Genomic DNA, 14801 nt, shown 5'->3' on the forward strand with positions numbered 1-14801 from the left:
TCTTAAAAAAATTAGGAGACAAATATGAAACAATTATCTAGTGCACAAGTTCGTCAAATGTGGCTTGATTTCTGGGCAAGCAAAGGCCACTCTGTAGAACCATCTGTTAGCTTGGTTCCTGTAAACGACCCTACACTTTTGTGGATTAACTCAGGGGTTGCCACTCTTAAGAAATACTTCGATGGAACCATCAAACCTGAAAATCCACGGATTACAAATGCTCAAAAAGCCATCCGTACCAATGATATCGAAAACGTAGGGAAGACTGCTCGTCACCATACCATGTTTGAAATGTTGGGGAACTTCTCTATCGGAGATTACTTCCGTGATGAAGCCATTACGTGGGCTTATGAACTTTTGACAAGTCCGGAATGGTTTGATTTCCCTAAAGACAAACTTTACATGACCTATTACCCTGATGACAAGGATTCATACAACCGTTGGATCGCTGTTGGGGTAGATCCAACTCACTTGATCCCAATCGAAGACAACTTCTGGGAAATCGGTGCAGGGCCTTCTGGACCAGATACAGAAATCTTCTTTGACCGTGGAGAAGCCTTTGACCCTGAAAATATCGGTCTTCGTCTGCTTGCAGAAGATATCGAAAACGACCGTTACATCGAAATCTGGAACATTGTCTTGTCACAATTTAACGCAGACCCTGCTGTTCCTCGTAGCGAATACAAGGAATTGCCACACAAGAACATTGATACGGGCGCTGGTTTGGAACGTTTGGTAGCCGTTATCCAAGGAGCGAAGACCAACTTTGAAACAGACCTCTTCATGCCGATCATCCGTGAAGTGGAAAAGATGTCTGGTAAAACCTATGATCCAGATGGCGATAACATGAGCTTCAAGGTGATTGCTGACCACATCCGTTCGCTTTCATTTGCGATTGGAGATGGGGCTCTTCCAGGTAATGAAGGACGCGGTTACGTTCTTCGTCGTCTCCTCCGTCGTGCTTCCATGCATGGTCAAAAATTGGGGATCGAAGGAACCTTCTTGTATAAATTGGTTCCAACTGTTGGGAAGATCATGGAAAGCTACTACCCAGAAGTACTTGAAAAACAAGACTTTATTGAAAAAATCATCAAGAGTGAAGAAGAATCATTTGCTCGTACCTTGAACTCTGGTCAACACTTTGCCCAAACTATCGTTGAAGACTTGAAAGCCAAAGGTCAAACAGTGATTGCTGGTCAAGATGTCTTCAAACTCTATGATACATACGGATTCCCAGTGGAATTGACAGAAGAAATCGCTGAAGAAGCTGGAATGACAGTCGATCGTGAAGGTTTTGAAGCAGCCATGAAGGAACAACAAGAACGTGCGCGTGCATCTGCTGTCAAAGGTGGATCTATGGGGATGCAAAATGAAACCCTTCAAAACATTACAGTTGAAAGTAGCTTCAACTACAATGCTAGCCAATTGCCTTCTAAGTTGGTGGCTATCGTAGCGGACAATGCAGAAGTAGAAGCTGTATCTGAAGGGACTGCATCACTGATCTTTGCAGAAACTCCATTCTACGCTGAAATGGGTGGACAGGTTGCGGACCATGGTCAAATATTGGATGCTGCAGGAAACGTCGTAGCGACAGTGACAGATGTTCAAAAAGCACCAAACGGACAACCACTCCATACCGTTGAAGTTCTCGCACCTCTTACCTTGAACCAAGAATACACCTTGGCTATCGATACCAATCGTCGTCATCGTGTTATGAAGAACCACACTGCAACTCACTTGCTCCATGCGGCTCTTCACAATATCCTTGGTAACCATGCAACCCAAGCAGGATCTCTCAACGAAGTAGAATTCCTTCGCTTTGACTTTACCCACTTCCAAGCCGTAACTCCTGAAGAATTGCGCGCTATTGAACAACAAGTCAATGAAAAGATTTGGGAAGCGATCGCAGTCGAAACGATTGAAACAGATATCGATACTGCTAAAGAAATGGGAGCCATGGCCCTCTTTGGTGAAAAATACGGTAAAGAAGTTCGTGTTGTCACTATCGGGGACTACTCTGTTGAGCTCTGTGGTGGTACTCACGTAGGCAATACTTCTGAAATTGGTCTCTTCAAGATTGTCAAAGAAGAAGGGATCGGATCAGGAACTCGTCGTATCTTGGCAGTGACTGGTAAGGAAGCCTTCGAAGCTTATCGTGAACAAGAAGATGCTCTGAAAGCAGTCGCAGCAACCTTGAAAGCACCTCAACTTAAGGAAGTCCCTCACAAGGTGGAAGGTCTTCAAGAACAACTCCGTCAATTGCAAAAAGAAAATGCAGAATTGAAGGAAAAAGCGGCAGCAGCTGCAGCAGGAGATGTCTTCAAGAATGTTCAAGAAGCAAACGGCCACCGTTACATTGCCAGCCAAGTTTCTGTATCAGATGCAGGTGCCCTTCGTACCTTTGCGGATAACTGGAAACAAAAAGATTACTCTGACGTCCTTGTTCTTGTCGCAGTAATCGGTGACAAGGTCAACCTTCTCGTAGCTAGCAAGTCTAAAGACATCCACTCAGGTAACTTGGTTAAAGAATTGGCTCCAATCGTCGATGGACGTGGTGGTGGAAAACCAGACATGGCCATGGCAGGAGGAAGTAACCAAGCGAAAATCCAAGAATTGTTGGATGCCGTAGCAGGTAAATTGTAATCATCGGAGAGGTTGGATCTTTGTCCAACCTCTTTTTTCAAAAAAGAAGTAAATCCAATTAGAAAAAGATTGCAACAAAAAAACCTTTCCGTCTGGAAAGGTTTTTTCTTCTTATAGTCCGTAATTGTAATCGTCATCCTGCATGGCTTCTACTTCACCGAGAAGGTAACCATTTCCGACTTGAGAGAAGAAGTCGTGGTTAGAGGTACCGGTTGAAATTCCGTTCATGACGATTGGGTTAACGTCATCTGCTGAGTCTGGGAAGAGCGGGTCTTGTCCCAAGTTCATGAGGGCTTTATTGGCGTTGTAGCGAAGGAAGGTCTTGACTTCCTCTGTCCAGCCCACACCGTCATAGAGGCTCTCTGTGTAGCCTTCTTCATTCTCATAGAGGGTGTAGAGAAGATCATACATCCACTCTTTGAGTTTCTCTTGTTCTTCTTCTGGTAATTCGTTAAATCCAAGTTGGAACTTGTAGCCGATATAGGTTCCGTGAACAGATTCGTCCCGAATGATCAACTTGATGATCTCAGCTACGTTGGCCAACTTGTTGTTTCCAAGATAGTAGAGAGGTGTGAAGAAACCAGAGTAGAAGAGGAAGGTTTCAAGGAAAACGCTGGCGACTTTCTTTTCAAGAGGGGTCCCATTGAGATAGATTTCGTTGATGATTTCTGCCTTCTTTTGAAGGAAAGGATTGGTGTTGGTCCATTCGAAAATCTCTTCGATTTCTGACTTGGTATTCAAAGTAGAAAAGATAGAAGAGTAAGACTTAGCATGGACAGATTCCATAAATTGGATGTTGTTAAAGACAGCTTCTTCATGGGGAGTACGAATGTCCGCACGAAGAGCTTGAACACCTGTTTCAGATTGCATGGTATCTAGAAGGGTCAATCCCCCAAAGACTTTACCAACTAGGTCTTTTTCTTTATTAGACAACTTTCTCCAGTCATCCAAGTCGTTTGACAAAGGGATACGTGTATCCAACCAGAATTGCTCTGTCAGTTTTTCCCAGGTCGATTTATCGATGACATCTTCGATCGCATTCCAGTTAATGGCTTTGTAGTATGTTTCCATTTGAAATCTCTTTCTTTTTCTAATTCATTCGATCATACAATCATTATTATTCTAACACAATTGTTAGAATACTGCACAAAAAGTCGGCGAACCGACTTTTTAGTAGCAATGGATCAGAGTGTCTTAGATGACACAGCTTTCACATTGGTTGGCGCCAACTTCTCCACCATCATCTGTAAAGGTACGGACGTAGTAGATAGACTTGATACCCTTGTTAAAGGCGTAGTTCCGAAGGATAGACAAGTCACGAGTGGTTTGTTTGTTTTCAGTTTTCCATTCGTAAAGACCCTTTGGAATATCGCTACGCATAAAGAGAGTCAGTGAAAGACCTTGGTCTACGTGTTCAGTTGCGGCAGCATAGACATCGATGACTTTTCGCATATCCATGTCGTAGGCAGAAGTGTAGTAAGGAATCGTTTCCGTTGACAATCCTGCTGCAGGGTAGTAGATCTTACCGATTTTTTTCTCTTGGCGTTCTTCAATCCGTTGTGTAATTGGGTGGATAGAAGCAGATACGTCATTGATGTAGCTGATAGATCCATTTGGTGCGACAGCTAGGCGGTTTTGGTGGTAAAGACCATCTGCTTGAACTTTAGCACGCAGTTCTGCCCAATCCTCAGCACTTGGGATAAAGATGTCTTTAAAGAGTTCTTTGACGCGATCAGATTTTGGTACAAATTCTCCAGTCGTGTACTTATCAAAGTAAGTACCGTTGGCATAGTCTGATTTTTCGAAGTTGTGGAAGGTAACACCACGTTCACGCGCAATGTTATTTGATTCGACGAGAGTCCAGTAGTTCATGAGCATGAAGTAGATGCTAGTGAACTCGACAGACTCAGGTGATCCGTATTCGATCAATTGTTGCGCAAGGTAGCTGTGAAGTCCCATTGCTCCAAGTCCGAACGAATGCGCCAGTTTATTTCCGTGGTCAATAGTTGGAACGGCCACGATATGAGAGCTATCTGTAACGAAGGTCAAAGCACGAACCATGGCACGAATCGAACGTCCAAAATCAGGTGAAGTCATCATGTTAACCACGTTGGTTGAACCAAGATTACATGAGACGTCAGTTCCCATTTGGACAAATTCTTGGGCATCGTTGATCAAGCTTGGTTCTTGAACCTGGAGGATTTCTGAACACAAGTTACTCATGATGATTTTTCCATCAACTGGGTTTGCCCGGTTAGCAGTATCAATGTTGACTACATATGGATAGCCAGATTCTTGTTGCAATTTAGAAATTTCAGTTTCCAAATCACGGGCCTTAATTTTTGTCTTGCGGATATTTGGATTAGCAACCAATTCATCGTATTTTTCAGTGATGTCGATGTAGTTGAATGGTACTCCGTATTCACGCTCTACAGAGTAAGGGCTAAAGAGGTACATCTCTTCATTCTTACGAGCCAACTCGTAGAACTTATCTGGCACGACGACACCAAGTGAGAGAGTCTTCACCCGAACTTTTTCATCGGCATTTTCCTTCTTAGTAGAAAGGAAGGCGATGATGTCTGGGTGGAAGACGTTGAGGTAAACCACCCCAGCCCCTTGGCGTTGTCCCAATTGGTTAGAGTAAGAGAAGCTATCTTCAAAGAGTTTCATAACAGGTACGACCCCAGAAGCGGCTCCTTCATACCCTTTGATTGGTGCTCCAGCTTCACGAAGGTTGCTGAGGGAAATCCCAACCCCACCACCGATACGTGAAAGTTGAAGGGCAGAGTTGATGGAACGTCCGATCGCGTTCATATCATCGGTTACCTGGATCAAGAAACACGAAACCAATTCCCCACGGCGGGCACGTCCAGCGTTTAAGAAAGAAGGAGTAGCTGGTTGGTAGCGTTGGTGGATAATTTCGTTTGCGATGTCTCGCGCGATAGATTCATTTCCATCTGCAAAATAGAGAGCATTGAAGAAGACACGGTCTTCCATGCTTTCAAGATAGTATTCTCCATCATTTGTTTTCAAAGCGTATTGGTTATAGAATTTGTAGGCCGCCATGAAGGACTTGAATTGGAAGTTTTGATCTTTGATAAATTGGGCCAATTCCTCTAAAAATTCAGGACGGTATTTCTCGATAAAAGCTCTCTCAATGTAATTGTGCTCGAGAAGGTACTGAATCTTGTCTGTAATCGAGTCAAAGGTTTTAGTATTTGGTACAACATTTTCTTTAAAGAACGCATCCAAAGCTTCTTTATCTTTATGAAGCATGATTTGGCCGTTTACTGGACGGTTGATTTCATTGTTAAGACGAAAATACGTCACATCTTCAAGAGATTTTAATCCCATAATAATCCTTTTCTAGTTCAAAAAAATGAAGAGGAGAAGTCCTCTCTTTCCAAGTAAAAAGTCTAGTGTTAGGTTGCTAACGCTAGACCCTATTTAAGCAAAATACTGTGTTAATTAAGAAAGTTTCTTCAACTTAGCTGGTTGAAAACCAGAAAATACTTCATCCGGTGTTTGAATAACTGGAGCAGCATTGAAACCAAGGTTCTTAACATGCTCTACAAATTCTGGCTGTTCATCTAAGTTAATTTCGCGGTATTCCACGTGATTGCTATCGAGGAATCGCTTGGTCATTTTGCATTGAACACAATTATTTTTTGAATAAATGGTTACCATTTCTTTTCCGTTCTCCTATCGAAATATAAATCTGTAAACAGTATAAACAAAATCCAGCAACTTGTCAACAAAATAAAACTAAATATTGTGCAAAGAGATGAAATGGAGTTTTCAAAGCACAATATATTGTGGTGAGTGAAAAGTGTGAAAATCGAAGAAATGGGATAGGAATAGGCTTTAAAGCATCTTTAATTAGTTATAATTTTTTGGTGAATCAATATCCTGTGGTTCAAGAGCTTCTTTACATTGAAAGCGGAGGAAAATGTTACTTATAATATAGTAGAAAATTGAAAAGATATTTCCTCTGTTCTTCAAGTGCTTCTTAAAATGTATCTAAATTGGGATTTTTCGCAGTCTTTTTCTGTAAGTCAGTGATAAAAATCTTGAAAAAAATTTCAAAAGATGATATAATACCAAATTGTAAGGGTTATCAAAAGGTAACTCAAAAACTATTTTTAAAAAGGAGAGTCAAACTATGGCTTCTAAAGATTTCCACATCGTGGCAGAAACAGGTATCCACGCACGTCCAGCAACTTTGTTGGTTCAAACTGCTAGCAAATTTGCTTCAGATATTACTCTTGAATACAAAGGTAAATCAGTTAACTTGAAATCAATCATGGGTGTTATGAGCCTTGGTGTTGGTCAAGGAGCAGACGTTGTAATCTCTGCAGAAGGTGCTGACGCTGATGATGCTATCGCAGCTATCTCAGAAACAATGACTAAAGAAGGATTGGCTTAAAAATATGACAAAAATGCTAAAAGGAATTGCAGCATCTGACGGTGTTGCCGTTGCTAAGGCATATTTGCTCATTCAACCAGACTTATCATTTGAGACTGTTTCAGTCGAAGATACAAGTGCAGAAGAAGCTCGTTTGGATGCAGCTCTTGAAGCTTCACAAAACGAGCTTTCTCTTATTCGGGAGAATGCAGTAGCAAGCCTTGGTGAAGAAGCAGCGCAAGTTTTTGATGCGCATATGATGGTTCTTGCTGACCCTGAAATGATTGGTCAGATCAAAGAAACAATTCGTACGAAAAAAATCAATGCAGAAGCTGGCTTGAAAGAAGTCACTGACATGTTCATTGCGATCTTTGAAGGAATGGAAGACAATCCTTACATGCAAGAACGTGCAGCAGATATTCGTGACGTTACCAAACGTGTCCTTGCCAACTTGCTTGGGAAGAAATTGCCAAACCCTGCTTCTATCAATGAAGAAGCAATCGTGGTTGCGCATGACTTGACTCCATCTGATACAGCACAGTTGAACAAAAAGTATGTAAAAGCTTTTGTTACGAATATCGGTGGACGTACAAGTCACTCAGCTATCATGGCTCGTACACTTGAAATTGCAGCTGTTCTTGGTACAAATAACATCACAGAACTTGTCAAAGATGGCGATGTTTTGGCTGTATCAGGGATCACTGGTGAAGTAGTGATCAACCCTACTGAAGAACAAATTGCAGAGTTCAAAGCAGCTGGTGAAGCTTATGCTAAACAAAAAGCTGAATGGGCTCTCCTTAAAGATGCGAAAACAGTGACTGCTGATGGAAAGCACTTCGAGTTGGCTGCCAACATCGGTACACCTAAAGACGTTGAAGGTGTAAACGATAATGGTGCAGAAGCTGTTGGTCTTTACCGTACAGAATTCTTGTACATGGATTCTCAAGACTTCCCTACTGAAGATGACCAATACGAAGCCTACAAAGCAGTTCTTGAAGGTATGAATGGTAAACCTGTGGTTGTTCGTACAATGGATATCGGTGGGGATAAAGAACTTCCTTACTTCGACCTTCCTAAAGAAATGAACCCATTCTTGGGTTACCGTGCTTTGCGTATTTCTATCTCTGAAACTGGTAACCAAATGTTCCGTACACAATTGCGTGCCTTGCTTCGTGCATCTGTTCACGGTAAATTGCGGATCATGTTCCCAATGGTTGCTTTGTTGACAGAGTTCCGTACGGCTAAAGGTATTCTTGAAGAAGAAAAAGCTAAATTGCTTGCTGAAGGTGTTGCTGTGGCAGATGATATCCAAGTAGGTATCATGATTGAAATCCCAGCTGCTGCAATGCTTGCGGACCAATTTGCTAAAGAAGTTGATTTCTTCTCAATCGGTACAAATGACTTGATCCAATACACAATGGCTGCTGACCGTATGAACGAACAAGTTTCATACCTTTACCAACCATATAACCCATCAATCCTTCGTTTGATCAACAACGTGATCAAAGCGGCTCACGCTGAAGGCAAATGGGCAGGTATGTGTGGTGAAATGGCCGGTGACCAAACTGCTGTTCCACTTCTTGTCGGAATGGGCTTGGATGAGTTCTCTATGTCAGCGACATCTGTCCTTCGTACACGTAGCTTGATGAAGAAACTCGACACTGCTAAAATGCAAGAATACGCTAACCGTGCTCTTACTGAATGTTCAACAATGGAAGAAGTTCTTGAACTTTCAAAAGAATACGTGAACGTAGACTAAGAGTCGATCAAGACTAAGACAAATTTGTCTTAGTCTTTTTTTACATTGTTCATAAAAATGTTCATTTTATTCGTAATAAACTAGTTAGTAATAAAAATAGTGATTTAAATGTTCGGTTTTTGTTTGATTTTCCTCGTATATATAGTATAATCGTAAGTAAGATAAGGAGGATGACCAAGGAAGGATAGAAAAGGTTCGGGAAAGAAAATGGAAAAACTTTTCCTGATAATTTTACATGATTTTACAGGAATCAACTTGAAACTTAAGTGATTTTATAGTAAAATAAAAACAAATAGAAAACGCTTTCAAAAACAAAGAGGTGAGTATATGGATAGAAGCACAGACTTATGGACATTTGGAAGAGGGGATAATTTCCATCTTCAAGAGTACTTAGGAGCTCACAAGGAAACAAGGGGAGAACAAGAAGGCTTTACCTTCCGTGTTTGGGCTCCCAATGCTCAGGCGGTGGATCTGATTGGTGATTTCACTGATTGGGAAGCTCGTAAAATTCCAATGGTTCGTAATGAAGGAGGCGTCTGGGAAGTCTTCTGTTCCGATGCAAAAGAGGGGGATATTTACAAGTATTTGGTGACTCGACAAAATGGTCATCAGGTGCAAAAAATCGATCCTCTAGCGTTATGGATGGAAAAGAGACCCAATACAGGATCTATTATTAAGACCATTCCAGAGAAAAACTGGAAAGATGGTCTCTGGAGAGCACGCCGCAAAAAACTTGGTTTTAAGGAACGACCTGTTAATATTTATGAGGTTCACGCAGGATCGTGGAAACGTAATGAGGATCACAGTTCCTATACCTTCAAACAACTAAAAGAAGAATTGATTCCATATTTGGTGGAGATGAACTACACCCACGTGGAATTTATGCCAGTGATGGCCCATCCATTGGGCTTGAGTTGGGGCTATCAGCTTATGGGATATTTTGCACTCGAGCAGACTTATGGTAGCCCAGAAGAGTTTCAAGACTTTGTGGAAGAATGCCACCTCAACAATATCGGAGTGATCGTGGATTGGGTACCAGGACATTTCATTATCAATGATGATGCCTTGGCTTATTATGATGGAACACCAACCTTTGAATACCAGGATGAACATCGTGCCCATAACTACGGATGGGGAGCTTTGAACTTCGACTTAGGAAAGAATCAAGTCCAGTCATTCTTGATTTCTAGTTTGAAGTTTTGGATTGATACCTATCATTTAGATGGGATTCGGGTCGATGCTGTGAGCAATATGCTCTATCTTGACTACGATAGTGGTCCATGGACACCAAATATTGATGGTGGAAACCTCAACTACGAAGGCGTTCATTTCCTTAGACGTTTGAATGCGATTATCAAGAACGAACACCCAGATGTCATGATGATTGCAGAAGAAAGTTCTGCTGGTCAAAAGATCACGGGTCCTGAAGAAGAAGGTGGACTTGGCTTTGACTATAAATGGAATATGGGTTGGATGAATGATATCCTTCGATTCTACGAAGAAGATCCCATCTACCGGAAATTTGACTTTAACCTGGTAACCTTTAGTTTCATGTATGCATTTTCTGAAAACTTCTTACTACCATTTTCACACGATGAAGTGGTGCATGGTAAGAAGAGTTTGATGCATAAGATGTGGGGAGATCGTTACAATCAATTTGCTGGACTCCGTAACCTCTTGACCTATCAGATTTGCCATCCAGGTAAGAAATTACTCTTTATGGGTTCAGAATTTGGTCAATTTTTGGAATGGAAGTCAGAAGAGCAACTAGAATGGGGCAATCTAGAGGATGAAATGAATGCTAAGATGCGTCGTTTCACTTCTCAGCTCAATCATTTCTACAAAGAACACAAGGAATTGTGGGAGATTGATGATAGCTTTGATGGCTTAGAGATTATTGATGCAGATAACCGGGATCAGAGCGTCTTGTCTATGATCCGGAAAAATCGTAAAGGCGATCTTTTGGTGTGCGTCTTCAATATGGCACCAGTGGAACGCAAGGACTTTACGATTGGTGTGCCTATATCAGCGGTCTATGAAGAAATTTGGAATACAGAATTAGAAGAATGGGGAGGTGTCTGGAAAGAGCACAATTCGACAGTTCAGTCTCAAGATGGACTGTGGAAGGATTATGAACAAACTTTGACCTTTACTTTGCCGGCTTTAGGAGCTAGCATTTGGAAGGTGAAACGAAAGGTTCGCAAAACGAAATCTAAAACATCAGATAAAAAATGATGATCGGTTGACTCTAAGGGAGTCCAAGCTTTAAAAAGAGGAAGTAGTCAATGAAGAATGAAATGCTCGCTTTAATTCTTGCCGGAGGGCAAGGAACACGTCTTGGAAAATTAACCAAAAACATCGCGAAACCTGCGGTTCAATTTGGTGGGCGCTATCGGATTATCGATTTTGCTCTCTCAAACTGTGCCAACTCAGGAATTCACAATGTTGGTGTGATTACACAGTATCAACCACTTGCCCTTAACAGCCATATTGGGAATGGTTCCAGCTGGGGCTTGGATGGAATCAATACAGGTGTGTCTATTCTCCAACCTTATTCAGCTAGTGAAGGAAATCGGTGGTTCGAAGGAACTAGTCATGCGATTCTCCAAAACATCGACTATATCGATAGCATCAATCCGGAATATGTCTTGATTCTATCTGGGGATCATATCTACAAGATGGATTACGATGACATGCTTCAAGCACACAAGGATAATAACGCAAGCTTGACTGTTGCCGTCCTAGATGTACCTTTGAAGGAAGCGAGTCGTTTTGGAATCATGAATACCGATGCTAATAATCGGATTGTTGAATTTGAAGAAAAACCAGCTGAACCAAAATCTACCAAGGCTTCAATGGGGATTTACATCTTTGACTGGGCTCGTCTGCGCAATATGTTGGTTGCTGCTGAAAAGAGCGATATCGATATGTCAGACTTCGGTAAAAATGTCATTCCAACTTATCTAGAATCAGGCGAAAGTGTTTATGCTTATGAATTCAATGGTTATTGGAAAGACGTTGGTACGATTGAGTCTCTTTGGGAAGCCAATATGGAATATATCGATCCGAATAATGCTTTGGATAGTCGCGATCGTCACTGGAAAATCTATTCACGCAACCTCATTTCTCCACCGAACTTCTTTGGGGAACATGGCCACATCGAAGATTCTCTTGTCGTCGACGGTTGTTCGGTAGACGGTACAGTCAAACACTCCATCTTATCAACAGAAGCTCAAGTTCGTGAAGGAGCAGTTGTCGAAGATGCTGTCGTGATGAGCAATGCCATTATCGGTAAAGGAGCTGTCGTGAAACGCGCGATTATCGGAGAAGGCGCAGTCATTGCAGAAGGTGTCGTGATTGATGGAACAGAGGAAGTACAAGTTGTCGGTTACAATGAAAAAGTGGGGGTAGCAACAGATGAAGATTGATAAATATTCAGCCATTTTAGGAAATACAGTTGGGTATCATGATATGTCCACTTTGACTAGCCATCGTCCGGTAGCATCCCTACCGTTTGATGGGAAATACCGCTTAATCGACTTCCCATTGTCTAGTCTTGCAAATGCTGGTATTCGTAGTGTTTTTGGGATTTTCCAACAAGAAAATATTAGTTCGGTCTTTGACCATATTCGTTCAGGTCGTGAGTGGGGCTTGTCTACTTTATTGAGCCACTATTACCTCGGAATCTATAATACTCCAGTTGAAAATACAACGGTAGGGCCAGAATACTACCAACAATTATTGACCTATTTGAAACGGTCTGGTTCTAATCAAACAGTTGCTTTGAACTGTGATGTATTAATGAATATTGACCTCAATCAGATTTTCCACCTTCATAATACCATTGATCGTCCGATTACAGTGGTTTATAAAAAGTTGCATCCGCAAGACATCTCAGAAGTCAATGCTGTCTTGAAAATTGATGAAACAGACCATGTTACAGAGCAAAAACTTTTTGATGGCAAGGATCCTGATGAAGTATACAACATGTCAACAGATGTCTTTATTGTGGATACTCCTTGGTTGATTGAAAAAATAGAAGAAGAAGCTAAGAAAGAATACCCACAAAAATTGCGCTATATCTTGCGTGATTTGGCGGTGGAATACAATGCTTTTGCTTTTGAATATACAGGCTACCTAGCAAATATTCACTCAGTTGAATCCTATTATCAAGCAAACTTGGATATGTTGGAAAACCAAAAATTCATGAAGCTCTTTTCACCAAATCAAAAGGTGTATACAAAAGTGAAGAATGAAGAGCCGACTTATTATTCCAAGACTTCAAATATCAAATCGTCCCAATTTGCTTCGGGTAGTATTGTAGAAGGAACCGTTGAACGCTCTGTTGTTTCACGCCGGGTACACCTTCATCAAGGTTCAGAAGTCCGTAGTAGTCTTCTTTTCCCTGGTGTTTTCATTCATGAAAATGCAATCGTCGAACATGCCATCCTGGATAAGGGGGCCGAAGTGGCTGCTGGTGTGACGATTCGTGGGACAGAAGAAGCACCTGTCGTGGTTAAAAAAGGAACGATTGTTACAGAGGATATTGTCTAATGAAACTATTATTTGTTGCAGCTGAAGGAGCACCGTTTTCTAAAACAGGTGGTTTGGGAGACGTTATTGGCGCTCTTCCTAAATCCTTAGCGAAAAGTGGTCATGATGTGCGCGTGATCCTCCCTTACTATGATATGGTAGAGGCTAAGTTTGGAGATCAAATTGAAGATGTCTTGCATTTTGAGACCAAGGTTGGCTGGAGAAGTCAATATGTTGGTGTGAAACGCATTGTGCGCGATGGCGTCACCTTTTACTTTATTGATAATCAACACTATTTCTTTAGAGGACATGTGTATGGTGACTTCGATGATGGCGAACGCTTTGCCTTCTTCCAGCTCGCGGCCTTAGAAACGATGGAACGAGTTGACTTCATTCCAGATGTTCTTCATGCCCATGATTACCATACGGCGATGATTCCTTTCTTGCTGAAGGAAAAATACCGTTGGATTCAAGCTTATCATGGAATTAAAACAGTATTGACCATCCATAATTTGGAATTCCAAGGTCAGTTCGACCCAGGAATGTTGTGGGATCTTTTCGGAGTTGGATTTGAACGCTATGCAGATGGAACGCTTCGGTGGAATGATTGCCTGAACTGGATGAAAGCTGGTATTCTATATGCTGACCGTGTAACAACCGTTTCTCCTAGCTATGCGCATGAGATTATGACTGCTGAATATGGTTGTGGCTTGGATCAGATCCTTCGAATGGAGTCTGGCAAGGTGACCGGAATTGTTAACGGGATTGATGCGGATCTGTATAATCCTGAAACGGATCCACTCTTGACGTATCACTTCAGTCTCTCAGATCTTTCAGGTAAAGCAGCTAGCAAACGAGCTCTTCAAGAACGTGTCGGTCTACCTGTTCGCGATGATGTTCCTTTGTTTGGGATCGTCTCTCGTTTGACACGTCAAAAAGGTTTTGATGTGGTGGTAGAAGAGTTGCATCAACTTTTGCAAAAGGATATTCAGATTGTCTTGCTCGGTACAGGAGATCCTGGATTTGAAAATGCCTTTGCTTGGTTTGGTCAAGCCTACCCAGATAAACTTTCAGCGAATATCACATTTGATGTCCAATTGGCTCAAGAAATCTATGCAGCATCAGATGTCTTCTTGATGCCAAGTCGCTTTGAACCGTGTGGCCTTTCTCAAATGATGGCCATGCGTTATGGAACCCTTCCTTTGGTGCATGAAGTCGGTGGACTTCGTGATACCGTTCAACCGTATAATGCTGTTGATGGAAGTGGAACAGGCTTTAGTTTCAATAATTTGTCTGGTTATTGGTTTAACTGGGCGGTTGATGAAGCCTTGGCTGTCTACTACAATGACAAACAGGCTTGGTATGGTCTCCAAGAGCAAGCTATGACGCGTGACTTCTCATGGGATACGGCTAGTCAACGATACAATGATTTGTACCAATCCTTATAAATAGATCTATAAT

10 protein-coding genes are annotated in these 14801 nt (G+C 41.8%); 7 read left to right on the forward strand and 3 right to left on the reverse strand.

The window, feature by feature from the left end:
* Positions 1-24 precede the first annotated feature (24 nt).
* Positions 25-2643 (forward strand): alanine--tRNA ligase, encoded by a 2619-nt coding sequence (alaS, locus tag QM870_RS02430; protein WP_414368461.1) that lies wholly within the window; start codon positions 25-27, stop codon positions 2641-2643.
* A gap of 111 nt (positions 2644-2754) precedes the next feature.
* Here alaS and nrdF read toward each other — a convergent pair whose 3' ends face one another.
* The 3 genes from nrdF to nrdH all read right to left on the reverse strand — a co-directional run bounded on the left by nrdF (position 2755) and on the right by nrdH (position 6330).
* The gene (nrdF, locus tag QM870_RS02435; RefSeq protein WP_003011591.1) at positions 2755-3714 is read right to left on the reverse strand and encodes a class 1b ribonucleoside-diphosphate reductase subunit beta; all 960 of its coding nucleotides are present in this window, start codon (positions 3712-3714) and stop codon (positions 2755-2757) included.
* Positions 3715-3837: 123 nt separating this feature from the next.
* Positions 3838-5997 (reverse strand): class 1b ribonucleoside-diphosphate reductase subunit alpha, encoded by a 2160-nt coding sequence (gene nrdE, locus QM870_RS02440; protein ID WP_414368464.1) that lies wholly within the window; start codon positions 5995-5997, stop codon positions 3838-3840.
* A gap of 114 nt (positions 5998-6111) precedes the next feature.
* A complete protein-coding gene (gene nrdH / locus QM870_RS02445; RefSeq protein WP_003006408.1) occupies positions 6112-6330 on the reverse strand; it encodes a glutaredoxin-like protein NrdH in 219 nt (72 codons plus the stop codon).
* 475 nt (positions 6331-6805) lie between these two features.
* Between nrdH and QM870_RS02450 the strand changes: the two genes are divergently transcribed.
* The 6 genes from QM870_RS02450 to glgA all read left to right on the forward strand — a co-directional run bounded on the left by QM870_RS02450 (position 6806) and on the right by glgA (position 14788).
* Complete coding sequence (locus tag QM870_RS02450) at positions 6806-7069, forward strand: phosphocarrier protein HPr (RefSeq protein ID WP_003006411.1); 264 nt, start codon at positions 6806-6808, stop codon at positions 7067-7069.
* Between the two features lie 4 nt (positions 7070-7073).
* Positions 7074-8807 (forward strand): phosphoenolpyruvate--protein phosphotransferase, encoded by a 1734-nt coding sequence (ptsP, locus tag QM870_RS02455; protein ID WP_414359278.1) that lies wholly within the window; start codon positions 7074-7076, stop codon positions 8805-8807.
* Between the two features lie 327 nt (positions 8808-9134).
* On the forward strand, positions 9135-11042 hold the full coding sequence (gene glgB / locus QM870_RS02460; protein WP_414368467.1) for a 1,4-alpha-glucan branching protein GlgB: 1908 nt from the start codon (positions 9135-9137) through the stop codon (positions 11040-11042).
* Positions 11043-11092: 50 nt separating this feature from the next.
* Positions 11093-12235, forward strand: coding sequence for a glucose-1-phosphate adenylyltransferase (locus tag QM870_RS02465; RefSeq protein ID WP_021152896.1), 1143 nt, complete (start codon positions 11093-11095; stop codon positions 12233-12235).
* A complete protein-coding gene (glgD, locus tag QM870_RS02470; RefSeq protein ID WP_414368469.1) occupies positions 12225-13361 on the forward strand; it encodes a glucose-1-phosphate adenylyltransferase subunit GlgD in 1137 nt (378 codons plus the stop codon). Before QM870_RS02465 ends, glgD begins: the two co-directional genes overlap by 11 nt.
* Positions 13361-14788, forward strand: coding sequence for a glycogen synthase GlgA (glgA, locus tag QM870_RS02475; RefSeq protein ID WP_003006424.1), 1428 nt, complete (start codon positions 13361-13363; stop codon positions 14786-14788). The genes glgD and glgA overlap by 1 nt, the downstream gene beginning before the upstream one ends.
* The last annotated feature ends 13 nt before the right edge of the window (positions 14789-14801 follow it).

Source organism: Streptococcus parasanguinis (assembly GCF_047463195.1).
Classification (GTDB): Bacteria; Bacillota; Bacilli; order Lactobacillales; family Streptococcaceae; genus Streptococcus; species Streptococcus parasanguinis_R.